Genomic DNA, 21,733 nt, shown 5'->3' with positions numbered 1-21,733 from the left:
GGTCCATTGGCGTGAGGTTCTCTCTCATCCCGGGACTACGCTCGTCCATGACGACACGCCCCCCTTAGCAAGCGGAGTTGCCGCCATGCCGTCCAATGACGCCCGGATTCTCCTTCAGGCCGCTGTGCCCACAGCTGCCGTCGGCGCGATTGCCGCCGTCGTCAGTGGTGTGGTCGCCGGCGGTGAAGGGGCTATTGGGGCAGCCGTTGGGACGCTGATCGTGATCCTCTTCATGGGAATCGGGCTCTACGTTCTGCAGCGCACTGCCAAATCGCTTCCGCACCTGTTCCAGGCGATGGGCCTCATGCTCTTCGCGGCACAGATTCTTCTGCTGTTCATCTTCCTCGCCGCGTTCAAGCACACCACGCTGTTCAATCCCAAGGCCTTCGCGTTCACACTGCTTGCCGGAACCATCATCTGGACCGCCGCGCAGACCCGTGCCCACATGAAGGCCAAAATCCTCTACGTCGAGCCCGAGAAGTCGGGGCACTCGTCGTGAGGGGTAGGGCCGGGATAAGAGCACGTAAGCGACCCTGCTATCGTCCGGTGCCAACTGCGGCATCGCGGGCGCGGGCATCTGAGCTGACGCCTGCTCAATCGCGAGGCTCGATGCCCCACTGCCGCCCCCACATCCGTAACACCAGTCCAGTGCCGAACCGCGGCTGCGCGCCGCGCCGACACAACGAGGTTGCCGTACCTATGCGCCACGCTGAAGGAGCCCGCGGTGAGTGCTGACCCGACGCAGGTGCTCGCCTTCGAGACCGACTGCCACATCTTCGACGGCTGTGGCTTCCCGGCTCCCGGCCTGCACTCGTTCCTGTTCAAGCCCCTTCTGGGGGACGGCGACAGCAACGTGTACTTCAACAAGCCGATGCTGCTGGCGCTGATCGGCTCGGTCATCGTTGTCGGCTTCTTCTGGGCCGCCTTCCGCAAGCCGAAGGTCGTCCCCGGCAAGCTGCAGATGGTCGCCGAGTCCGGCTACGACTTCATCCGCCGCGGTGTCGTCTACGAGACCATCGGAAAGAAGGAAGGCGAGAAGTACGTACCGCTGGTCGTCTCGCTCTTCTTCTTCATCTGGATGATGAACCTCTGGTCGATCGTTCCGGTCGCCCAGTTCCCGGTGACGTCGATCATCGCGTATCCGATCGTCCTCGCGATCATCGTCTACATCACGTGGGTCTCGCTGACGTTCAAGCGGCACGGATTCGTCGGCGCGTTCAAGAACTTCACGGGCTACGACAAGTCGCTCGGCCCGGTTCTCCCGCTGGCGATGTTCATCGAGTTCCTGTCGAACCTGATCGTCCGGCCGTTCACGCACGCGGTGCGACTGTTCGCGAACATGTTCGCGGGCCACACGCTGCTGCTGCTGTTCACGATCGCCAGCTGGTACCTGCTCAACGGCATCGGGATCGCCTACGCGGGTGTCTCGTTCATCATGGTGATCGTCATGACGGCCTTCGAGCTGTTCATCCAGGCCCTGCAGGCGTATGTGTTCGTGCTGCTGACCTGCACCTTCATTCAGGGCGCGCTCGCCGAGCACCACTGAGCCCCCCTCCAGAACCCCCTTAGCGTCCGGTGGCCAACCCCCACCGGTCCGTACAGATAAGGAAGAATCAGCATGGCTGCCACTGAGACCCTCGCTGCCGTCCAAGGTTCGCTCGGCTCCATCGGCTACGGCCTCGCCGCCATCGGTCCGGGCGTCGGCGTCGGCATCATCTTCGGCAACGGCACCCAGGCTCTTGCCCGTCAGCCCGAAGCTGCCGGTCTGATCCGCGCCAACCAGATCCTCGGCTTCGCCTTCTGTGAGGCGCTTGCCCTCATCGGCCTGGTCATGCCGTTCGTCTACGGCACCTGATCGACCGCGATCAGCGACAGCCCACTAGACGAAAGGCACTGACATGAGCCAGCTGCTCATTCTGGCGGCCGAGAAGGAGAACCCTCTCGTCCCGCCGATCCCCGAGCTCGTCATCGGCCTGATCGCCTTCGTCATCGTCTTCGGCTTCCTCGCCAAGAAGCTCCTCCCGAACATCAACAAGGTTCTGGACGAGCGCCGCGAGGCCATCGAGGGCGGTATCGAGAAGGCCGAGGCCGCCCAGACCGAGGCACAGAGCGTGCTTGAGCAGTACAAGGCTCAGCTCGCCGAGGCCCGGCACGAGGCCGCGCGTCTGCGCCAGGAGGCGCAGGAGCAGGGCGCCACGCTCATCACCGAGATGCGCGCGGAAGGCCAGCGGCAGCGCGAGGAGATCGTCGCCGCCGGTCACACACAGATCGAGGCCGACCGCAAGGCCGCTTCGCAGGCGCTGCGCCAGGACGTCGGCAAGCTCGCCACCGACCTGGCCGGCAAGCTCGTCGGCGAGTCCCTCGAGGACCACGCCCGGCAGAGCCGCGTCATCGACCGTTTCCTCGATGAGCTCGAGGAGAAGGCCGAGGCCGCGCGATGAACGGAGCGAGCCGCGAGGCCCTGGCAGCCGCACGCGAGCGTCTCGACGCGCTCACGGACTCCACGTCCGTGAACGCGACGCAGCTCGCCGACGAACTGGCCGCCGTCACCGCGCTGCTCGGCCGTGAGGTGTCGTTGCGTCGGGTCCTCACCGACCCGGCGCAGGACGGCGAGGCCAAGGCCCAGCTTGCCGAGCGCCTGCTCGGCGGTCAGGTCGGCGGTCCCGCCCTCGACCTGCTGTCCGGCATGGTGCGCTCCCGCTGGTCGCAGTCCCGCGACCTGGTGGACGCGCTGGAGGAACTGGCGGCCACCGCCGACCTCACCGCCGCCCAGCAGTCGGGCGAGCTCGACGACGTCGAGGACGAGGTGTTCCGGTTCGGCCGGATCGTCGCCTCGGACACCGGACTGCGTGCCGCGCTGACCAACCGCGCGGCGGGCACCGCGGCCAAGAGCGAGCTGCTGAGCAGCCTGCTCGGCGGCCGCGCCAAGCCGGCCACCGAACGACTGGTGACGCGCCTTGTGACCGCGCCCCGGGGACGTAGCCTGGAAGCGGGACTCGAGTCCCTGTCCAAGCTCGCCGCCGAGCGCCGCAGTCGCCTGGTCGCGGTCGTCACCACGGCGGTCCCGCTGAGCGACCCGCAGAAGCAGCGCCTGGGCGCCGCCCTCGCGAAGCTCTACGGCCGTCACATGCACCTGAACATCGACGTGGACCCCGAGGTCCTCGGCGGCATCCGGGTGCAGGTCGGCGACGAGATCATCAACGGCTCCATCGCGGACCGCCTCGATGACGCCACCCGCCGTATGGCGAGCTAGCAGCAACACAACAAAGACGTAGTAAGGCGGCCCGAGTTGGGCCGTGCAGAGGATTCACCTCGTTCAGGGGGGAGTCCCCCCATCCCCCCAAGTGAAACTTCGGGCCCAACAAGGAGAGCAGGGAACCCAGATGGCGGAGCTCACGATCCGGCCGGAGGAGATCCGGGACGCGCTGGAGAACTTCGTCCAGTCGTACAAGCCGGACGCGGCCTCGCGCGAGGAGGTCGGTACGGTCACCCTTGCCGGCGACGGCATCGCGAAGGTCGAGGGCCTGCCCTCGGCCATGGCCAACGAACTGCTGAAGTTCGAGGACGGCACCCTCGGTCTCGCGCTCAACCTCGAAGAGCGTGAGATCGGTACCGTCATCCTCGGCGAGTTCAGCGGTGTCGAGGAGGGCCAGCCGGTCACCCGCACCGGAGAGGTCCTGTCCGTCGCCGTCGGCGAGGGCTACCTCGGCCGTGTCGTCGACCCGCTCGGCAACCCGATCGACGGCCTCGGCGAGATCGAGACCACCGGCCGCCGCGCCCTGGAGCTGCAGGCCCCGGGCGTCATGGTCCGCAAGTCGGTGCACGAGCCGATGGAGACCGGCTACAAGGCCGTCGACGCGATGACCCCGATCGGCCGTGGCCAGCGTCAGCTGATCATCGGCGACCGCCAGACCGGCAAGACCGCCCTGGCCGTCGACACGATCATCAACCAGCGCGACAACTGGCGCTCGGGCGACGTGAACAAGCAGGTCCGCTGCATCTACGTCGCCATCGGTCAGAAGGGCTCCACCATCGCCTCCGTGCGTGGTGCGCTCGAAGAGGCCGGCGCCCTGGAGTACACGACCATCGTCGCCGCCCCGGCGTCCGACCCGGCCGGCTTCAAGTACCTCGCGCCGTACACCGGTTCGGCCATCGGCCAGCACTGGATGTACGACGGCAAGCACGTCCTCATCATCTTCGACGACCTCTCCAAGCAGGCCGACGCCTACCGCGCCGTGTCCCTCCTGCTGCGCCGTCCGCCGGGCCGCGAGGCCTACCCGGGTGACGTCTTCTACCTGCACTCCCGTCTGCTGGAGCGCTGCGCGAAGCTCTCCGACGAGATGGGCAAGGGCTCGATGACCGGTCTGCCGATCGTCGAGACCAAGGCCAACGACGTCTCGGCGTTCATCCCGACCAACGTCATCTCCATCACCGACGGCCAGTGCTTCCTGGAGTCGGACCTCTTCAACGCCGGTCAGCGCCCCGCGCTGAACGTCGGTATCTCCGTCTCCCGAGTCGGCGGTTCCGCGCAGCACAAGGCGATGAAGCAGGTCTCCGGCCGACTGCGTCTCGACCTCGCCCAGTACCGCGAGCTGGAGGCGTTCGCCGCCTTCGGTTCCGACCTGGACGCCGCGTCGAAGGCCCAGCTGGAGCGCGGTCAGCGTCTGGTCGAGCTGCTCAAGCAGCCGCAGTACCAGCCGATGCCGACCGAGGACCAGGTCGTCTCCGTGTGGTCCGCCACCACCGGCAAGATGGACGACGTACCGGTCAACGACATCCGCCGCTTCGAGAAGGAGCTGCTTGAGTACCTGCACCGCAAGGAGCAGGGCCTCATGACCTCCATCAAGGAGGGCGGCAAGATGTCGGACGACACCCTCACCGCCGCCGCGGACGCGATCGCCGAGTTCAAGAAGCAGTTCGAGACCTCGGACGGCAAGCTCCTCGGCGAGGACGCCCCGGCCGCGGCCAAGTGACGTAAGGAAGGGACCTGACTCATGGGAGCCCAGCTCCGGGTCTACAAGCGTCGCATCCGATCCGTCACCGCGACCAAGAAGATCACCAAGGCGATGGAGATGATCGCCGCCTCGCGCGTCGTCAAGGCGCACCGCAAGGTGCAGGCCTCGACGCCGTACGCGAAGGAACTGACGCGTGCGGTCACGGCGGTCGGTACGGGTTCCAACACCAGGCACCCGCTGACCACCGAGGCCGAGACGCCGACCCGTTCCGCAGTGCTGCTCCTCACGAGCGACCGCGGTCTGGCCGGCGCCTTCAACTCCAACGCCATCAAGGCCGCGGAGCAGCTGACCGCACGTCTCGAGGCCGAGGGCAAGGAGGTCGACACGTACATCGTCGGCCGCCGCGGTGTCGCCCACTACAACTTCCGTGAGCGCAAGATCGCGGAGCAGTGGACCGGCTTCACCGACGAGCCCACCTACGCGGACGCGAAGAAGGTCGCGGGTCCGCTCATCGAGGCCATCGAGAAGGACACGGCGGAGGGTGGCGTGGACGAACTCCACATCGTCTACACCGAGTTCGTGTCGATGATGACGCAGACGCCGGTCGACAGCCGGCTGCTGCCCCTCAGCCTCGAAGAGGTCGCGGAAGAAGCGCCCCAGGGCGAGATCCTTCCGCTGTACGACTTCGAGCCGTCGGCGGAGGACGTCCTGGACGCCCTGCTGCCGCGGTACGTCGAGAGCCGTATCTACAACGCGCTGCTTCAGTCGGCCGCCTCCAAGCACGCCGCCACGCGCCGCGCGATGAAGTCGGCGACCGACAACGCGGGAGACCTGATCACCACGCTCTCCCGTCTTGCCAACGCGGCCCGCCAGGCCGAAATCACCCAGGAAATCAGCGAGATCGTCGGTGGCTCCGCAGCCCTGGCCGACGCGACCGCGGGGAGTGACAAGTAATGACGACGACAGTTGAGACGGCCGTTGCCACGGGCCGCGTCGCCCGGGTCATCGGCCCGGTCGTCGACGTGGAGTTCCCCGTCGACGCGATGCCGGAGATCTACAACGCTCTGCACGTCGAGGTGGCCGACCCGGCCCTGGACGGCGCGAAGAAGACGCTGACCCTGGAGGTCGCCCAGCACCTGGGTGACGGCCTGGTCCGCACCATCTCGATGCAGCCCACCGACGGTCTGGTCCGCCAGGCCCCGGTCACCGACACCGGCGACGGCATCACCGTCCCGGTCGGCGACTTCACCAAGGGCAAGGTGTTCAACACCCTCGGTGAGGTGCTGAACAGCGAGGAGAAGTACGAGGGCGAGCGCTGGTCCATCCACCGCAAGGCCCCGCGCTTCGACGAGCTCGAGTCGAAGACCGAGATGTTCGAGACCGGCGTCAAGGTCATCGACCTGCTCACCCCGTACGTCAAGGGTGGCAAGATCGGCCTGTTCGGCGGTGCCGGCGTCGGCAAGACGGTGCTCATCCAGGAGATGATCTACCGCGTCGCCAACAACCACGACGGTGTCTCAGTGTTCGCCGGTGTCGGCGAGCGCACCCGTGAGGGCAACGACCTCATCGAGGAGATGGCCGACTCGGGCGTCATCGACAAGACGGCGCTCGTCTTCGGCCAGATGGACGAGCCCCCGGGCACCCGTCTGCGCGTGGCCCTGGCCGGTCTGACCATGGCGGAGTACTTCCGCGATGTGCAGAACCAGGACGTGCTGTTCTTCATCGACAACATCTTCCGCTTCACGCAGGCCGGTTCCGAGGTCTCGACCCTGCTCGGCCGCATGCCCTCCGCGGTGGGCTACCAGCCGAACCTGGCCGACGAGATGGGTCTCCTCCAGGAGCGCATCACCTCGACCCGCGGTCACTCGATCACCTCGATGCAGGCGATCTACGTCCCCGCGGACGACCTGACCGACCCGGCCCCGGCCACCACCTTCGCCCACCTCGACGCGACGACGGTTCTCTCCCGTCCGATCTCCGAGAAGGGCATCTACCCGGCCGTGGACCCGCTGGACTCGACGTCGCGGATCCTGGACCCGCGGTACATCGCGGCGGACCACTACAACACCGCGATGCGCGTCAAGACGGTCCTGCAGAAGTACAAGGACCTTCAGGACATCATCGCGATCCTCGGTATCGACGAGCTGGGCGAGGAGGACAAGCTCACCGTCCACCGTGCCCGTCGCGTCGAGCGCTTCCTGTCCCAGAACACCCACGTCGCCAAGCAGTTCACCGGCGTCGACGGGTCGGACGTCCCGCTGGACGAGTCGATCGTGGCCTTCAACTCGATCATCGACGGCGAGTACGACCACTTCCCGGAGCAGGCGTTCTTCCTCTGCGGCGGTATCGAGGACCTGAAGGCCAACGCGAAGGAGCTGGGCGTCTCCTGACCCCGTGCTTCACCTGAGGGGGTGGGGCGTGTCCCACCCCCTCTTTCACGCCTACTAGAATTGAACCCACACCCGGCACGACCGCCGGGTGGTGACCCGAGGAGCCCACCTTGGCTGCTGAGCTGCATGTCGAGCTCGTCGCCGCGGACCGCCAGGTCTGGTCCGGCGAGGCCACCCTGGTCGTCGCACGCACCACGTCCGGCGACATCGGCGTCATGCCCGGTCACCAGCCGCTGCTCGGTGTGCTGGAGTCGGGCCCGGTGACCATCCGTACGAGCGATGGTGGAACGGTCGTCGCCGCGGTGCACGGCGGTTTCATCTCGTTCGCGGACAACAAGCTGTCGCTGCTCGCCGAGATCGCCGAGCTGTCGGACGAGATCGACGTCCAGCGCGTGGAGCGCGAGCTGGAGCAGGCGAAGGCGGAGGGCGATGCCTCCGCCGAGCGCCGCGCGGACGTCCGACTGCGTGCGGTGGCGACCAACTGAAACCTGGCGCACCACGCGATGAGGTGACTCAGCCGCGGCTGGGACCGGAGGAATCCGGACCCAGCCGCGGCTGAGGCGAATGTGGGTGTTTTTTCCGTTCCGTTACCTGTTTTGCCTAGGAGACGAGGAGGTCGGTGTCGATGGTCCTCGCTCTGACTGTGTGCGGAATTGTTGTCGCCCTTGTGGTGGTGGGGCTGTTCGTCTTCGGCCTGCGCCGCAGACTCATCCAGCGCTCCGGCGGCACCTTCGACTGTTCGCTCCGCTGGGACGTCCCGGAGAAACCCGACACCAACGGCAAGGGCTGGAGCTACGGCGTCGCCCGCTACAACGGCGACCGCATCGAGTGGTACCGCGTCTTCTCCTACGCCTACCGCCCGCGCCGCACCCTGGAACGCTCGGCGATCGAGGTGGCCGGCCGCCGCCTCCCCGAGGGCGAGGAGGAGCTGGCGCTGCTCTCCGACGCGATCGTCCTGACCTGTCTGCACCGGGGCACACGTCTTGAACTGGCCATGAGCGAGGACGCGTTGACCGGTTTTCTCGCGTGGCTGGAGGCGGCACCGCCCGGCCAGCGCGTCAACGTGGCCTGATCTCGCACACCGGGTTGGGTGCGTCGGCCCGACTGACGGCCACCACGCAACGCGCCGCGGACAGACCGGAGAGGTCTGCCCGCGGCGGCGTACTGAGCAGCGTGGGGATCAGCTCAGCCCGCTGTTGATGGCGCTCACCAGCTCGCCGTTGCTGGTGTCACCGCTGAACTCCCAGAAGAACGCGCCGCCGAGACCCTGGGTCTTGGCCCAGCTCATCTTTCCGGCGATGGTGCTCGGGGTGTCGTAGGACCACCAGTTGGTGCCGCAGTGGGCGTAGGCCGTGCCGGCGATGGTGCCGGTGACCGGGCAGGACGTCTTGAGGACCTTGTAGTCCTCGATGCCCTGCTCGTAGGTGCCGGTCGCCGGGCCGGTGGCCGTGCCGCCCGGGGCGTCCTGGGTGACGCCGGTCCAGCCTCTGCCGTAGAAGCCGATGCCGAGCAGCAGCTTGCTCGACGGGACCCCCTTCGCCTTGAACTTGGCGATCGCGTCGGCCGAGGTGAAGCCGGGCGTCGGGATGCCGGTGTACGAGGTGAGCGGGGAGTGCGGGGCGGTCGGGCCGGTGGCGGTGGAGCCGAAGGAACCGAAGAAGTCGTACGTCATCACGTTGTACCAGTCGACGTACTGGGCCGCGCCCGCGTAGTCCGCGGCGTCGATCTTGCCGCCGGAGGTGGCGTCGGCGGTGACGGCGGAGGTGACCAGGTTGCTGGAACCGAACTTGGCGCGCAGGGCCGCCATCAGGTTCTTGTAGGCCGCGGCGCCGCTGGTGTCGCAGGAGAGGCCGCAGGCGTTCGGGTACTCCCAGTCGATGTCGATGCCGTCGAAGACGTCGGCCCAGCGCGGGTCCTCGACCAGGTTGTAGCAGGACTGCGCGAACGCGGTCGGGTTGGCCGCGGCCTGCGCGAAGCCGCCGGACCAGGTCCAGCCGCCGAAGGACCACAGGACCTTGAGGCCCGGGTACTTGGCCTTCAGCTCGCGCAGCTGGTTGAAGTTGCCGGCGATCGGCTGGTCCCAGGTGTCGGCGACACCGCTGACCGACTGGTCGGCGGTGAACGTCTTCTGGTAGTCGGCGTAGGCGTCACCGATCGCGCACTGGCCGTTGGTGACGTTGCCGAAGGCGTAGTTGATGTGCGTGATCTTCGCGGCGGAGCCGGAGGTCACCAGGTTCTTGACCTGGTAGTTGCGCACGTAGGTGTCCCACTCGGTGAGGTACCCGAGCTTGACCTTGCCGCCGGTGGTCGGGGGAGTGGTCGTACCGCCCGTGGTGTGCACGGCGACCGCGCCGCTGACCGGGCCGGTCTGGTCGGCGGTGTCCCGGGCCTGCACGGTGTACGAGTAGTCGGTGCCGGCGGTCAGACCGGTGTTCGTGTACGACGTGGTCGTGACCGTGGCGACCTTGGTGCCGTCGCGCAGGACGTCGTAGTTCTTGATGCCCTTGTCGTCGGTGGCCGCGCTCCAGGACAGGTTCACCGAGGTGTCGGTGATGCCGGAGGCGGTGGGGGTGCCGGGTGCGGAGGGGGCCGCGTCGCCGGGGACCGTGGTGCCGCCGTCACAACTGCCGCCGTTCAGCAGACAGTTGGAGGGCGCGCCGGAGCCGGCTCCGTTGAAGCCGAAGGAGACGGAGGCGCCCGCGGCGATGGTGCCGTTGTAGGACTTGTTCTTCGCGGTCCAGTGGTTGCCGGAGTTGGTGACGTCCGCGTCCCAGGCCGAGGTGACGGACGTACCGGAGGGGAAGTCCCACTCGACCGTCCACGAACTGATCGCGCTGGTACCGGTGTTCTTGACGGTCCACTGACCGCCGAAGCCGGTGCCCCAGTCGCTGGTCTTGGTGAAGGTGGCGGTGGCGGTCGAGGCGGCCTGGGCGGGGGCAGCCAGACCGACGAGAGCTGCGAGCGGAAGCAGCAGGGTCGCGAACCCGGCAACTGCTCTGGTTCTGAAGCGCATTGAGCGCCTCCTCAGGGGTGTCGGGGATGTCGGGGCGCGACTGAGCCTTCGCGCCCACGGTGCCGTGAGAATAGAAAGGTCTGGACCACGGGTCAATAGGTCTGGACCACTTCTGTGCTCGGGTGCTGAACCCCCAACTCCTGTGCCGGCGCCCCCGTTTGCTACGCCGGATGAGGTCAGCGCTCGCCCCCCGGCACCCACAACACGTCCCCCACCCCCTTGTTGGCGGAGCGGGCCAGGATGAACAGCAGGTCCGACAGTCGGTTGAGGTAGGTCGCCGTCAGGGGGTTCATCACCTCGGCGTGGATCTCCAGGGCCGCCCATGTCGAGCGTTCGGCGCGGCGGACGACCGTGCAGGCCTGGTGGAGGAGGGCCGCGCCCGGGGTGCCGCCGGGGAGGATGAAGGAGCGGAGTTTTTCCAGGCGGTCGTTGAAGTGGTCGCAGTCCGCCTCCAGTTTGTCGATGTAGAACTGCTCGACGCGGAGAGGCGGGAACTCGGGCTTCTCGACCACGGGTGTGGAGAGATCGGCTCCTACGTCGAAGAGATCGTTCTGGACGCGGGTGAGGACCTTGACGATGTCCTCGTCGAGGTTGCCGAGGGCGATGGCGGTGCCGATCGCCGCGTTCGCTTCGTTGGCGTCGGCGTACGCCGAGATCCGGACGTCCGTTTTGGCGACCCGGCTCATGTCGCCGAGGGCGGTCGTGCCCTGGTCGCCGGTCCTGGTGTAGATGCGCGTCAGATTGACCATGTGGCCAGCGTAGTCAGGCCCGGGCCCCGCTCAACTAGGCCGTACGGGCGGTCTCATGGCCCGCGCCGGTGTGATGTCCGTCAGATGAGACGTGACGCGCGTTACTTACCGGTCACACAGCGCCGCACCTTCGCTAGTGTCCGCCGAGAGGCATACGGATACACGCTGTAAGCGTTTCAAAGGGGAGTCGCACAGTGGCACGGAAGCTTGCCGTCATCGGCGCCGGACTCATGGGTTCCGGTATCGCCCAGGTCTCCGCGCAGGCGGGCTGGGACGTCGTCCTGCGCGATGTCACCGACGAGGCCCTGAAGCGTGGCACCGACGGCATCAAGGCCTCGTACGACAAGTTCGTGAGCAAGGGGAAGCTGGAGGCGCACGACGCCGACGCGGCCCTGGGGCGGATCACCGCGACCACCGATCTGGACGCCGTCGGCGACGCGGACATCGTCGTCGAGGCCGTCTTCGAGAAGCTGGACGTCAAGCACGAGATCTTCCGGGCGCTCGACAAGATCGCCCGTGAGGACGCCGTCCTCGCCTCCAACACCTCCGCCATCCCGATCACGAAGATCGCGGCCGTGACGGAGCGTCCGGAGCGCGTCGTGGGCACGCACTTCTTCTCGCCGGTGCCGATGATGCAGCTGTGCGAACTCGTGCGCGGCTACAAGACGAGCGACGAAACCCTCGCCACCGCGCGGGAGTTCGCCGAATCCGTCGGCAAGACCTGCATCGTCGTCAACCGTGACGTGGCCGGCTTCGTGACGACCCGTCTCATCTCGGCGCTCGTCGTCGAGGCGGCGAAGCTGTACGAGTCGGGCGTCGCCACCGCCGAGGACATCGACCTCGCCTGCAAGCTGGGCTTCGGTCACGCGATGGGCCCGCTGGCCACCGCGGACCTCACCGGCGTCGACATCCTGCTGCACGCGACCAGCAACATCTACACCGAGTCGCAGGACGAGAAGTTCGCCCCGCCGGAGCTGATGCGCCGAATGGTGGACGCCGGTGACATCGGCCGCAAGAGCGGGCAGGGCTTCTACAAGCACTGAAACCGCACAGGCCCCTGCGGCATCACACCCAGGGGTGAATTCGGTATCGGTTCGCTCACAGACGGCAACCTCCCGGCGCTTCACGCAGTCAGAGGTTGCATCACGCACATCACGGAGTACGCCACCGCACTCACGGGGAGCGCATATGTACATCAGGGGCGACCACGTCGAGCTGGTCGTCGGGGGCCGCCTCGACGTCCGCAGCGCGGCGGACGCCCGTACGGTCCTGCACTCGGCGGTCGACGACGGAGTCGGCGATCTGGTGCTGGACCTGTCCGAGCTCGACTCCTGGGACGCCACCGGCCTCGGCGTCATCATGGGAGCCCATCGACGGGCCGGCCGCTGCGGCCGGCGCCTGGTGCTGCGCGGCGTACCGCCTCAGATGCAGCGCCTGCTCGTGGCCACCCGGCTGCACCGCATCCTCGCCATCGAGGGCGGCATCGGGGTGGAGTGCCTGCCCCGGGTGTGACCAGTTTTGAAAGTGTGTTACTTCCGCCGAAAGTGACACACTTTTTCAAAGAGGCCCGGTCGGACGCCCGCGAAACACCCGACGCGCACAATCCTCATGAGACTGTGACGTCTCGGGCGGCGCGGTACCCCGGGCTGTCGTAGATACTGTGCGAAGGTTTAGGGTTCGGTCGCCCGCTGTGTGACAACCCTTCGAGCGGGCCCGGACCAGAAGCGACAGCGCGGTGTGCAGCAAGGCCGGGAGGGGCCTGGGTCCTGTCGACCCGCACACGACGCTTTTGGGGGGCTTGGACCTATGGACCCGATCAACCGGGAACCCGAGGAGTACGGCCAGGACGGCGACGACACGTCGTCGCGCCAGCGCCCGCCCCGGGAATCCCTCACACCCGACTTCGGCCAGCACACACCCGCGCTCGCCCGCACCGTGCAGCTGGTCACCGGTGACTTCCTGCTCACCGTCAACCCCGTCGACGGCAGCGAGATCGAGGCCTGCCCGCCCGGCCGGCGGCCCGGCCGGCCCGCCAAGCTCACCGCCGCCGAGCGCGCCGAGACCGCCCGCGCGGCCAAACCGCCCGTCCCGCCCGGCCTGAACCGGCCCGCACTCCCGCTGCTGGAACGCCAGGAGGAGCGCGAGCGTCTCGTACGGCTGCTCGCCCGCGGCCGTTCCGTACGCCTCACCGGCCCCTCGGGCTCGGGCCGCAGCAGCCTGCTCGACCTCGTCGCCGAGGACTGCCTCGACCTCGCCCCCGACGGCGTGATCCGCCTCACCGGCTTCCACCGCACCGCCACCGACCTCCTGTACGACCTCTTCTACGCCGTCTACGACGCCCCCCTGCACCGGCCGGCCCGGGACGAACTGCTCACCCTGGTGCGGGAGGTCGGCGCGGTCGTCGTCCTCGACGACATCGAGTTCGGCGGCGCCGCCCTGGAGGAACTCCTCGACGCGACCCCCGAGTGCGCCTTCCTGGTCGCCGCGACCCCCGAGATCCCCGCACCGGCCGCCGACTCCGTCATCGAGGAGGTCTTCCTCGGCGGCCTGCAGCGGGCCGGCGCCGTGGAGGTCCTGGAGCACGCCGTGGGCCGCGTCCTCACCGAGGAGGAGGCGAACTGGGCGGGCGACCTCTACTTCGAGTCCGAGGGCCTGCCACTGCGCTTCGTCCAGGCCGGCGCCCTGCTCCGGCAGCGCGACGAACTGCGCGTCGGCACCAGCGTGGTGGAGGAGTTCGGCGTCTTCCAGGACATGGTCCCGGCCGACGCGCCCCCCATCACGACCCTCGACTCCGACCAGGACGACGCCGTACCCCTGCCGTCCCTCGGCGAGGCCGCCGCGCCCGCCCCGCTGCTCGCCTCCCGGCTCGGCGCCTCGGCCCGCGCCACCCTGCGCTTCGCCGTCGCGCTCGGCGGCGAGGTGCCGCACCAGGCCCACCTGCCCGCACTCGTCGGCGACACCCACGCGGACGCCGCCCTCGGCGAACTCGCGGCCTGCGGACTGGTCTCCCCGGTCGGCAGCCGCTACCGGCTCGCCGCCGGCGTCCAGACCCAGCTGGAGGCCGCCGGATACGGCGACGAGACCGAGGCCGGCGCCCTCATCGCCGGGCTGCACTACTCCTGGTGGGCCGGACACCCCTCGGTCACCCCCGAGCGGGTGTGCGCCGAGGCGGATGCGCTGCTTGCCGCCCTCACCGTCCTCGTACCGGCCACGACCCCGCCCGGCGAGGGCGAGGAGAGCGCCACCGTGGAACTGGCCCGCACGGCGGCCCCCGCGTTCGCCGCCGGACTGCGCTGGAGCGCCTGGGAACGGGCGCTGCGCTCCGGCGCCGAGGCCGCCCAGCTAGCCGGCAACGCGAGCGAACAGGCCTACTTCCAGCACGAGTTGGGCGTCCTCGCGCTCTGCGAGGGCGACCTCGACCGGGCCCGGGCCGAACTGGAGTCCTCCATCGGCCTGCGCGACACCGCCGCCGACAAGCGCGGCACCGTCGCGGGCCGGCGCGCCCTCGCCCTGGTCGCCGACCGCTCCGGCATCACGATCGGCCTCGGCGCCACGGCCGGCGAGGAAGTGCCCGACGCCCGCCACGAGGAGTCCGCCTCGCCGCCCGGCGGGACACCGACGCCCTTCCCGCCGCTCCAGCCCCCCGGCGACACCTACACCCTCGTCGCCCACCAGGCCTCGGCCGGCCCGACGCCCCACAACAAGGCGCGCGGCGGCCTGCGCGGCTACGCCCGGCGCAACCTCGTCGCGGCAGGCGCGGGCGCGCTGCTCGCCGCCGTCCTCGGCACCGTCGTGACCCTCGGCGCCACGTCCAACAACAACGCCGACAACCCGTCCGACAAGGTCGGCCCCAACCCGTCCGCCAGCCAGGGCAACTCCGACGACGGCCTCGGCGCCGACCCGGCGAAGAAGGGCGACACCGGCACGGCCACCAGCAGCCCGTCCGACCCGGGCCCCGACGGCACCTACGGCACGTCGGACGACCCGACCCCGCCGTCGAGCAGCGGCACGCCTTCGGACAAGCCGAGCGGGACGAGCGGCACGAAGTCGCCGACACCGTCCAAGTCCACGACGACGAGGCCCTCTTCGCCGAGTCCGAGCACATCGCACTCGCCGTCGACTTCGCCGAGCACATCGCCCACCACGTCCGAATCACCCTCGCCCTCGGTCACACCGACGGACACATCCACCGCCCCGTCCACGGGAACCTCGGCGAGCGGTGTTGCCTCCTCCAGCGCCCCGATGGACACAACCAGTTCCGCCGCGCCCGCGAGCAGCGTCGCTTCGGGCACCGTGATCTGACCCTCCGTACGACGCTGAAGGGCCGGCTCCGATGATCGGAACCGGCCCTTTTCGGCGTAGTGGAATCGGTGTCGGTCAGAACAGGCGGAGCTTGTCGTCCTCGATGCCGCGCAGGGCGTCGTAGTCCAGGACCGCGCAGCCGATGCCGCGGTCGGTGGCGAGGACGCGGGCCTGCGGTTTGATCTCCTGGGCGGCGAAGATGCCACGCACCGGGGAGAGATGCGGATCGCGGTTCAACAGCTCCAGGTAGCGCGTGAGTTGCTCCACGCCGTCGATCTCACCGCGCCGCTTGATCTCGATCGCGACGGTCTGGCCGTCCGCGTCCCGGCACAGGATGTCGACCGGTCCGATGGCCGTCATGTACTCGCGGCGGATGAGTGTGTAGCCGTCGCCGAGGGTGTCGATGCGGTCGGCCAGCAACTCCTGGAGGTGCGCTTCCACGCCGTCCTTGATCAGGCCGGGGTCCACGCCGAGTTCGTGCGAGGAGTCGTGGAGGATCTCCTCCATCGTGATGATGAGCTTCTCGCCCGCCTTGTTGATGACGGTCCAGACGCCCTCGTCGTCCCCGGAACCCTCCTTCAGCGTGCAGGGCGGCGACATCCAGTTCAGGGGCTTGTAGGCCCGGTCGTCCGCGTGGATCGAGACGCTGCCGTCCGCCTTCACCAGGATCAGGCGGGGGGCGGAAGGGAGGTGGGCGGTGAGCCGGCCCGCGTAGTCCACGGAACACCGGGCAATGACGAGACGCATGGTCGGCAACGCTACTCGACGGGCGGCAGTGAACGCGATTCGCCCTGGAAGACCCGTGACGCCCCTTGTTCATTAGTGGCCGATTGTGGGCCTATTGAGGGTTCCGTATGTACGCATTCTCCTGGTGCCGCCTCCTTCTGTTGCCTACCGTATAAACGGGAGGTCGCGAGACATGTACGCAGCGTGTTCGTAATCGCGGACTTCCCTTATCTGTCCGGCAACCCCTGCGCGTTGGGGGTGCGAGAGGAGAACCCATGTCGCTCGACGTCTCACCGGCCCTACTCGAAAAGGCCGAGCGAGGCGAGGTCGACGAAGCTGAATTCGTCGACTGCGTCCGGACCTCCCTGCCTTATGCATGGGAGATGATCAGCTCCCTGGTGGCTCAGCTGAAGGTCGACGGCGGTGCGTTCGCCGACAACCAGACGCCGCCGCCGGACGAGCGGGCACGCGGTCAGTTGCTGCGTGCGCTCGCGAGTGACGCGATACGCGGCGCGCTGCAGCGACACTTCGGTGTGCGGCTGGCCTTCCAGAACTGCCACCGCGTGGCGGTGTTCCCGTTGGACGGCTCGGTCGACGAGACGCTGGCTCGCTTCACCTCGGTGCGCAGCCAACTGCTGAACCAGTCCCCGGAGTTCAGGGACTGCTGACGAGGCGATGCGCATTGCTTGCCGCTCCGTACGCGGGAGGTGCTTTCTGTACCGGGGCGGCAAGCTCCCCGCACGTTGCTCAGCCGAGGTGCGGGAGCACCTCGGCACCCAGCCGCCGTACGTTCTCCTCCGTCGACGCCAGGTCCCCGGACCCCTCGACGAGCAGCGCGAAGCGGGAGATGCCGGTCCGCTCCGAGGTCGCCGCGAGCCGGTCGACGCACAATCGCGGGGTGCCCACCGGGTGCAGCCCGCAGAGGAGTTCGGTGTACGCCAGCGGGTCGCGCATCGGGCGCTCGCGGTCGTCCACCGTCACATGGGCGTCCAGCCCCTGCTTCAGCCAGCCCGGCATCGCCTTCACGAGCGCTTCCACCGCGTCGGCCCGCTTGTCCGCGATCTGGCAGACCCCGGCCGACACATGGGCCACGTCCCGGATCTCCTCCGCCGGCCGCCCGGCCGCCCGCGCCAACTGCCGCCACCGGGTGACCATCTCGGCCTTCTCCTCGTCCCCGACATGCATGCCGAGCAGCATCGGCAGACCCCGCTCGGCCGCCAGCCGCACGCTCGCGGGTGAGGTGCAGGCGACGACGACCTCGGGGCCCGGCGCGTCCGACAGCGCCTCCGACGGCCTTGGTACGACGGGGACTTCACGGAACGCGTAGCGGTCACCGGTGCCGGCGACCGACGGCTCGCGCAGCCAGCTCATCAACAGATCCAGCGATTCGGGGAACCCCTGTTCGTACGCCGCGAGGCCCGCGCCGAACACCTCCAGGTCGACCCACGGCCCGCCGCGCCCCACGCCCAGCGAGAAGCGCCCCCCGCTCGTCACATGCAGCAGCGCGGCCTGCTCGCCCAGGGCGACCGGGTGGACGGTGGGCAGCACACTGACCGCGGTGCCGACGCGGATGCGCCGGGTGCGGCCCAGCAGTAAGGCGGCCAGGGTGACCGCGGACGGGCAGGTGCCGTAGGGCACGAAGTGGTGCTCGGCCAGCCAGGCAGTGTCGAGACCGGCTTCTTCGGCGATCTCCACCGAGCGGACCGCGCGGTGCAGCGCCTCCCCCTGGCCCTGTCCCGGGAACTGGGCCGCCAACACAAAACTTCCGACGCGCATGGTTCTTCCTGCTTCCTCGGCTCCGACACGGAGCTCCCCCACCGGGCATAACCGTCCGACACGTGCCTAGGACACGGCCTCGCGGAGAGATTTGCGGATTGTCTGCAGAATGCGCGGCCCTGAGGGGGACTTGTGTGGGTTGGTGTCCTTCGCATACCCCTGCGTGGGGCACGTAGGCTGGACACAGCCCGTGCCTCCTGTATAGCCCCGTGAGGTGTTCTGTGTCCCCGCGTCGCAACCGACCCAAGGAGTCAGGTTCCTCCGGCCCCGGCGCCGACGAGGACCGCTCGGGCCGCTACGGCGGCTGGCAGTCCACGGAGCACTGGCGGGGCGAGGAGTGGAGCGTGCGCCATGTCGCCGGGGCCGGCGCCGAGGGCAAGACGTACCGCTGCCCCGGCTGCGACCAGCAGATTCCCTCCGGCGTCCCGCATGTGGTGGCCTGGCCGGAGCACGCGGGCGTCGACGACCGCCGGCACTGGCACAAGGCGTGCTGGAACGCGAAGGACCGCCGCACCACACGGGTGCAGCGGTCCAGGAACGCGCCGAAGTTCTAGTAAGTGGTACTGGTCACACGTCCCGCTTCTCCAGCAGCGCGGCGGCGCCCGCGAACGCCACGGCGGTCACGCCCACGATGATCCACAGCGGGTCCCAGCCCGAAGGGCCGGACTCGCTGAGGGAGTTGGAGTAGAAGACGCTCAGCTGGTTCGGGATCGAGTACTCGAACAGCGCCTGCCGCACGTTCTCCAGGGACTGCGAGAACATGAACAGGGCGACGACGAGCGGGGCGAGCACGGCGCCGATCATGATGGTGATCGCGCCCGCCGAGTGCCGGATGATCGAGCCGACGATCAGCGAGAGCAGCCCGAGCAGCGCGACGTAGAGGGAGACCCCGACGGTCCCCTTCAGCCACTCGCCGGCGGACGGGTCCTTGGCGCCGTTGTCCTTGAGCAGCGCGGCGTCCACGAAGGCGACGAACGACGTGGCCACCAGCGTGACCACGAAGGCGACCGCGAAGAACACGATCGCCTTCGCCGCGAGCACGCGGACCCGGCTCGGACACGCCGTCATCGTCGTGCGGATCATGCCGGTGCCGTACTCGGAGGCCGTGGTCAGCACGCCGAGCGTGATGATGCACATGAGGCCGAGCAGCAGTCCGAAGAAGCCCAGGGAGAGCGGGTTCTCGCCGTTCATCTCGGACGAGGAGTTGCTGACCACGACGGCGGCGAGCAGCCCGATGCCGAGCACCAGGACCACGAACACCCCGAGCGTCCAGATCGTCGAACGCACCGACTTGATCTTCGTCCACTCGGAGGCCAGCGCATGCCCGAGGTGCGTCCGCACCACGGGGATCGGCGAGGTGTACCCACCGTACGAAGGACCGGCCGCCGCCTGCCAGTCGGGCGCGGCTGCCTGCGGCATCGGAAGCTGGGGGGTACTCATCGGGCATCCTCGGGCTTGGTCAGGTCGGCGGCGGCGGGGGCGGGGGAGGGCTGGGCGGGAGCGGCCGGGGCCGCGTCCACAGCCGGAGGCGCGTCCTGGGCCGGGGCCTGGGGCGGCTGTGGCGGCGTCTGCGGGGCCGCGGGGGCCGGAGGCGCGTACGGGCCCGGCGCGGCCCCGCCGGGCGCCGCAGGAGCGGCATACGGGTTCGGTGCGCCGTAAGGATGCGCCGGCGGCTGCCCCATCGCGAACGGCTGCCCGCCCTGCGCCGGTGACGGCGGCGCGTACCAGCCCGGCTGGCCCTGCCCCGGTACCGGCATCGGCGGCTGCGCGCCCGGCGGCAGCAGCTGCATCAGACCGGCCTTCTGGTCGATCGTCGAGCGGTAGTCGACGGCCCCCTGCGTCATCCGCATGTACGCCTCCTCCAGCGAGGCCTGATGCGGGGACAGCTCCCACAGCCGTACGCCCGTGTCGTGCGCGATGTCGCTGATGCGCGGCAGCGGCAGTCCCGTGATGCGCAGCCCGCCGTCCTGCTCGGGCAGTACGTGGCCGCCCGCCTCGGTCAGCGCGGAGGTCAGCTTCTCGCGCAGCTGCGGCTCGGTGTCCGGTGTGCGCACGCGCGCGAAGTCGGCGGAGTTGGCCGAGATGAAGTCCCGCACGCTCATGTCCGAGAGCAGCTGGCCGCGCCCGATCACGATCAGATGGTCCGCCGTCAGCGCCATCTCGCTCATCAGGTGCGAGGAGACGAAGACGGTACGGCCCTCCGCCGCGAGCGCCTTCATCAGGTTCCGCACCCAGAGAATGCCCTCGGGGTCGAGGCCGTTGACCGGTTCGTCGAAGAGCAGCACCTGCGGGTCGCCGAGCAGCGCGGCGGCGATGCCGAGCCGCTGGCCCATGCCGAGCGAGAAACCCTTGGAGCGCTTTCTCGCCACGTCCTGGAGGCCCACCACGCCGAGCACCTCGTCCACCCGCCGGGCCGGGATGCCCGACAGCTGGGCCAGGCTCAGCAGATGGCTGCGGGCGCTCCGGCCGCCGTGCACGGCCTTGGCGTCGAGCAGGGCGCCGACCTGACGGGGGGCGTTGGGCAGCTTGCGGTAGGGGAAGCCGCCGATCGTCACCTGTCCCGACGTGGGGTTGTCCAGGCCGAGGATCATGCGCATCGTCGTCGACTTGCCCGAGCCGTTGGGCCCGAGGAAACCGGTGACGGCACCGGGCCGCACCTGGAAGGAAAGGTTGTACACGGCGGTCTTGTCGCCGTAGCGCTTGGTCAGGCCGACAGCCTCGATCATGCTCCGCACCCATCGAAAGGATCAGGACAGCAGGGCGCACGCCCCCGTAAGGGTTAGGAGGATATCGGGGCGCTGACGGTTCCGCTCAAGAGAAAGTAAAGCCGTGGGGGGCAGGGCGATGCCCGGCGGTTTGTCCCGGCACGGGCCGGTGGGGGTGTCGGGGTCGTGCCGGTACGGCGAGCCCGCCGCGGGTTGCGCCCCTCTGGTGTTGTCACAGCGGACGGCGTGGGGACCAGCCAAGCGGCGGGCTCGCCGTACCGCCACGACCCGCTCGCGTACGTCGGCGGGTGCGGGTCCGCGCTCGCTCGCGGGCCCCGTCGGAGCCCTACGCGTCCCGTCGCTTCAGCAGTACGTACGCGCCGATCAGTGCCGCCGCCACCCACAGGGCCATGATGCCGAAGCCGCCCCAGGGTCCGTACGGCGCGGAGTCGTCCGCCGGGATGACCACCTGCATGATCTTGCTGCCGGCCTGGTCGGGCAGGTACTGGCCGATCTTCTTCGTCGCGGAGACGTTGCCGAGGATGTTGGAGATCAGGAAGAAGAACGGCATCAGGATGCCCAGCGACAGCATCGGCGAGCGCAGCATCGAGGCGACGCCCATGGAGAACATCGCGATCAGGGTCATGTAGAGCCCGCCGCCGATCACCGCGCGCAGCACACCGGAGTCGCCGATCTCCGCCTTGTGGGAGCCGAGCATCGCCTGGCCGAGGAAGAACGTGACGAAGCTGGTCACCAGCCCGACGACGAGACAGAGCCCGGTGGCCACCGCGATCTTGCCGAACAGGAAGGTGCCGCGCTGCGGGACCGCCGCGAGCGAGGTGCGGATCATGCCGGTGCTGTACTCGTTCGACACGACGAGCACCCCGAACACGATCATCGCGAGCTGCCCGAGGCTCATCCCGGCGAAGCTGATGAACGTCGGGTCGAAGGACAGCTTGTCCTTGGCGCTCATGTCGTCGAACTGGTTCTTCGACAGCGCCGAGATCAGCATGCCGAGCCCGATCGTCACCACCAGGGCGAGCGAGAGCGTCCACACCGTCGACGCGACGGAACGGATCTTGGTCCACTCCGACCGGATGACCTGGGTCGCCGCCAT

Annotated in this window: 22 protein-coding genes; 15 read left to right on the top strand and 7 right to left on the bottom strand. The window is 68.9% G+C overall.

Features of this window, described 5'->3' with window-relative positions; translation table 11 throughout:
* Positions 1-85 precede the first annotated feature (85 nt).
* The 10 genes from OH768_RS17310 to OH768_RS17265 all read left to right on the top strand — a co-directional run bounded on the left by OH768_RS17310 (position 86) and on the right by OH768_RS17265 (position 8,417).
* Positions 86-499 carry a hypothetical protein gene (locus OH768_RS17310; RefSeq protein WP_406454589.1) on the top strand — a complete coding sequence of 138 codons (414 nt, stop codon included), beginning with the start codon at positions 86-88 and terminating at the stop codon, positions 497-499.
* 225 nt (positions 500-724) lie between these two features.
* On the top strand, positions 725-1,546 hold the full coding sequence (gene atpB / locus OH768_RS17305; RefSeq protein WP_406454587.1) for a F0F1 ATP synthase subunit A: 822 nt from the start codon (positions 725-727) through the stop codon (positions 1,544-1,546).
* A 72-nt stretch (positions 1,547-1,618) separates the two neighbouring features.
* Positions 1,619-1,855, top strand: coding sequence for a F0F1 ATP synthase subunit C (locus OH768_RS17300; RefSeq protein WP_359602184.1), 237 nt, complete (start codon positions 1,619-1,621; stop codon positions 1,853-1,855).
* A 43-nt stretch (positions 1,856-1,898) separates the two neighbouring features.
* Positions 1,899-2,441, top strand: coding sequence for a F0F1 ATP synthase subunit B (locus tag OH768_RS17295; RefSeq protein WP_406454585.1), 543 nt, complete (start codon positions 1,899-1,901; stop codon positions 2,439-2,441).
* A complete protein-coding gene (locus tag OH768_RS17290; protein WP_406454583.1) occupies positions 2,438-3,253 on the top strand; it encodes a F0F1 ATP synthase subunit delta in 816 nt (271 codons plus the stop codon). Before OH768_RS17295 ends, OH768_RS17290 begins: the two co-directional genes overlap by 4 nt.
* Before the next feature lie 130 nt (positions 3,254-3,383).
* Positions 3,384-4,973, top strand: a complete 1,590-nt coding sequence (gene atpA / locus OH768_RS17285) for a F0F1 ATP synthase subunit alpha (protein ID WP_406454581.1) — start codon at positions 3,384-3,386, stop codon at positions 4,971-4,973.
* Positions 4,974-4,994: 21 nt separating this feature from the next.
* The gene (locus OH768_RS17280) at positions 4,995-5,909 is read left to right on the top strand and encodes a F0F1 ATP synthase subunit gamma (protein ID WP_406454579.1); all 915 of its coding nucleotides are present in this window, start codon (positions 4,995-4,997) and stop codon (positions 5,907-5,909) included.
* Positions 5,909-7,345, top strand: a complete 1,437-nt coding sequence (atpD, locus tag OH768_RS17275) for a F0F1 ATP synthase subunit beta (RefSeq protein WP_406454577.1) — start codon at positions 5,909-5,911, stop codon at positions 7,343-7,345. The genes OH768_RS17280 and atpD overlap by 1 nt, the downstream gene beginning before the upstream one ends.
* 110 nt (positions 7,346-7,455) lie before the next feature.
* Positions 7,456-7,830, top strand: a complete 375-nt coding sequence (locus OH768_RS17270) for a F0F1 ATP synthase subunit epsilon (RefSeq protein WP_355912071.1) — start codon at positions 7,456-7,458, stop codon at positions 7,828-7,830.
* Between the two features lie 140 nt (positions 7,831-7,970).
* A complete protein-coding gene (locus OH768_RS17265; RefSeq protein WP_200711002.1) occupies positions 7,971-8,417 on the top strand; it encodes a DUF2550 domain-containing protein in 447 nt (148 codons plus the stop codon).
* A 108-nt stretch (positions 8,418-8,525) separates the two neighbouring features.
* Here OH768_RS17265 and OH768_RS17260 read toward each other — a convergent pair whose 3' ends face one another.
* Positions 8,526-10,358 (bottom strand): glycosyl hydrolase family 18 protein, encoded by a 1,833-nt coding sequence (locus OH768_RS17260; RefSeq protein WP_406454574.1) that lies wholly within the window; start codon positions 10,356-10,358, stop codon positions 8,526-8,528.
* Positions 10,359-10,534: 176 nt separating this feature from the next.
* Complete coding sequence (locus OH768_RS17255; RefSeq protein WP_406454572.1) at positions 10,535-11,107, bottom strand: cob(I)yrinic acid a,c-diamide adenosyltransferase; 573 nt, start codon at positions 11,105-11,107, stop codon at positions 10,535-10,537.
* Between the two features lie 194 nt (positions 11,108-11,301).
* Here OH768_RS17255 and OH768_RS17250 point away from each other — a divergent pair, with 194 nt between their 5' ends.
* From OH768_RS17250 to OH768_RS17240, 3 genes are all read left to right on the top strand, one after another.
* Positions 11,302-12,150: a 3-hydroxyacyl-CoA dehydrogenase family protein gene (locus tag OH768_RS17250; protein WP_388105136.1), complete on the top strand. Its 849-nt coding sequence runs from the start codon at positions 11,302-11,304 to the stop codon at positions 12,148-12,150.
* Positions 12,151-12,295: 145 nt separating this feature from the next.
* Positions 12,296-12,619 carry an STAS domain-containing protein gene (locus OH768_RS17245; RefSeq protein WP_388105137.1) on the top strand — a complete coding sequence of 108 codons (324 nt, stop codon included), beginning with the start codon at positions 12,296-12,298 and terminating at the stop codon, positions 12,617-12,619.
* A 294-nt stretch (positions 12,620-12,913) separates the two neighbouring features.
* Positions 12,914-15,409, top strand: coding sequence for an ATP-binding protein (locus OH768_RS17240; protein ID WP_406454569.1), 2,496 nt, complete (start codon positions 12,914-12,916; stop codon positions 15,407-15,409).
* 75 nt (positions 15,410-15,484) lie between these two features.
* On the opposite strand, the gene nucS is transcribed toward OH768_RS17240, so the two are convergent.
* Positions 15,485-16,156 (bottom strand): endonuclease NucS, encoded by a 672-nt coding sequence (gene nucS, locus OH768_RS17235; protein ID WP_406454567.1) that lies wholly within the window; start codon positions 16,154-16,156, stop codon positions 15,485-15,487.
* Positions 16,157-16,410: 254 nt separating this feature from the next.
* Between nucS and OH768_RS17230 the strand changes: the two genes are divergently transcribed.
* Complete coding sequence (locus OH768_RS17230) at positions 16,411-16,803, top strand: SCO5389 family protein (protein ID WP_406454565.1); 393 nt, start codon at positions 16,411-16,413, stop codon at positions 16,801-16,803.
* Positions 16,804-16,882: 79 nt separating this feature from the next.
* Here OH768_RS17230 and OH768_RS17225 read toward each other — a convergent pair whose 3' ends face one another.
* Positions 16,883-17,911 (bottom strand): LLM class flavin-dependent oxidoreductase, encoded by a 1,029-nt coding sequence (locus tag OH768_RS17225; protein ID WP_406454563.1) that lies wholly within the window; start codon positions 17,909-17,911, stop codon positions 16,883-16,885.
* A 221-nt stretch (positions 17,912-18,132) separates the two neighbouring features.
* On the opposite strand from OH768_RS17225, the gene OH768_RS17220 reads away from it, so the two are divergent.
* Positions 18,133-18,465, top strand: coding sequence for an ATP/GTP-binding protein (locus tag OH768_RS17220; protein ID WP_406454561.1), 333 nt, complete (start codon positions 18,133-18,135; stop codon positions 18,463-18,465).
* A 13-nt stretch (positions 18,466-18,478) separates the two neighbouring features.
* Here OH768_RS17220 and OH768_RS17215 read toward each other — a convergent pair whose 3' ends face one another.
* The 3 genes from OH768_RS17215 to OH768_RS17205 all read right to left on the bottom strand — a co-directional run bounded on the left by OH768_RS17215 (position 18,479) and on the right by OH768_RS17205 (position 21,733).
* Positions 18,479-19,351 (bottom strand): ABC transporter permease subunit, encoded by an 873-nt coding sequence (locus OH768_RS17215; RefSeq protein ID WP_406454559.1) that lies wholly within the window; start codon positions 19,349-19,351, stop codon positions 18,479-18,481.
* Positions 19,348-20,637 (bottom strand): ABC transporter ATP-binding protein, encoded by a 1,290-nt coding sequence (locus tag OH768_RS17210; protein WP_406454557.1) that lies wholly within the window; start codon positions 20,635-20,637, stop codon positions 19,348-19,350. Before OH768_RS17210 ends, OH768_RS17215 begins: the two co-directional genes overlap by 4 nt.
* Before the next feature lie 325 nt (positions 20,638-20,962).
* Positions 20,963-21,733, bottom strand: coding sequence for an ABC transporter permease (locus tag OH768_RS17205; protein ID WP_406454555.1), 771 nt, complete (start codon positions 21,731-21,733; stop codon positions 20,963-20,965).

Source organism: Streptomyces sp. NBC_01622, from assembly GCF_045209635.1.
Lineage (GTDB): Bacteria > Actinomycetota > Actinomycetes > Streptomycetales > Streptomycetaceae > Streptomyces.
Note: the sequence above shows the minus strand (reverse complement) of the source record. Positions and strands in the feature narration are given on the sequence as shown.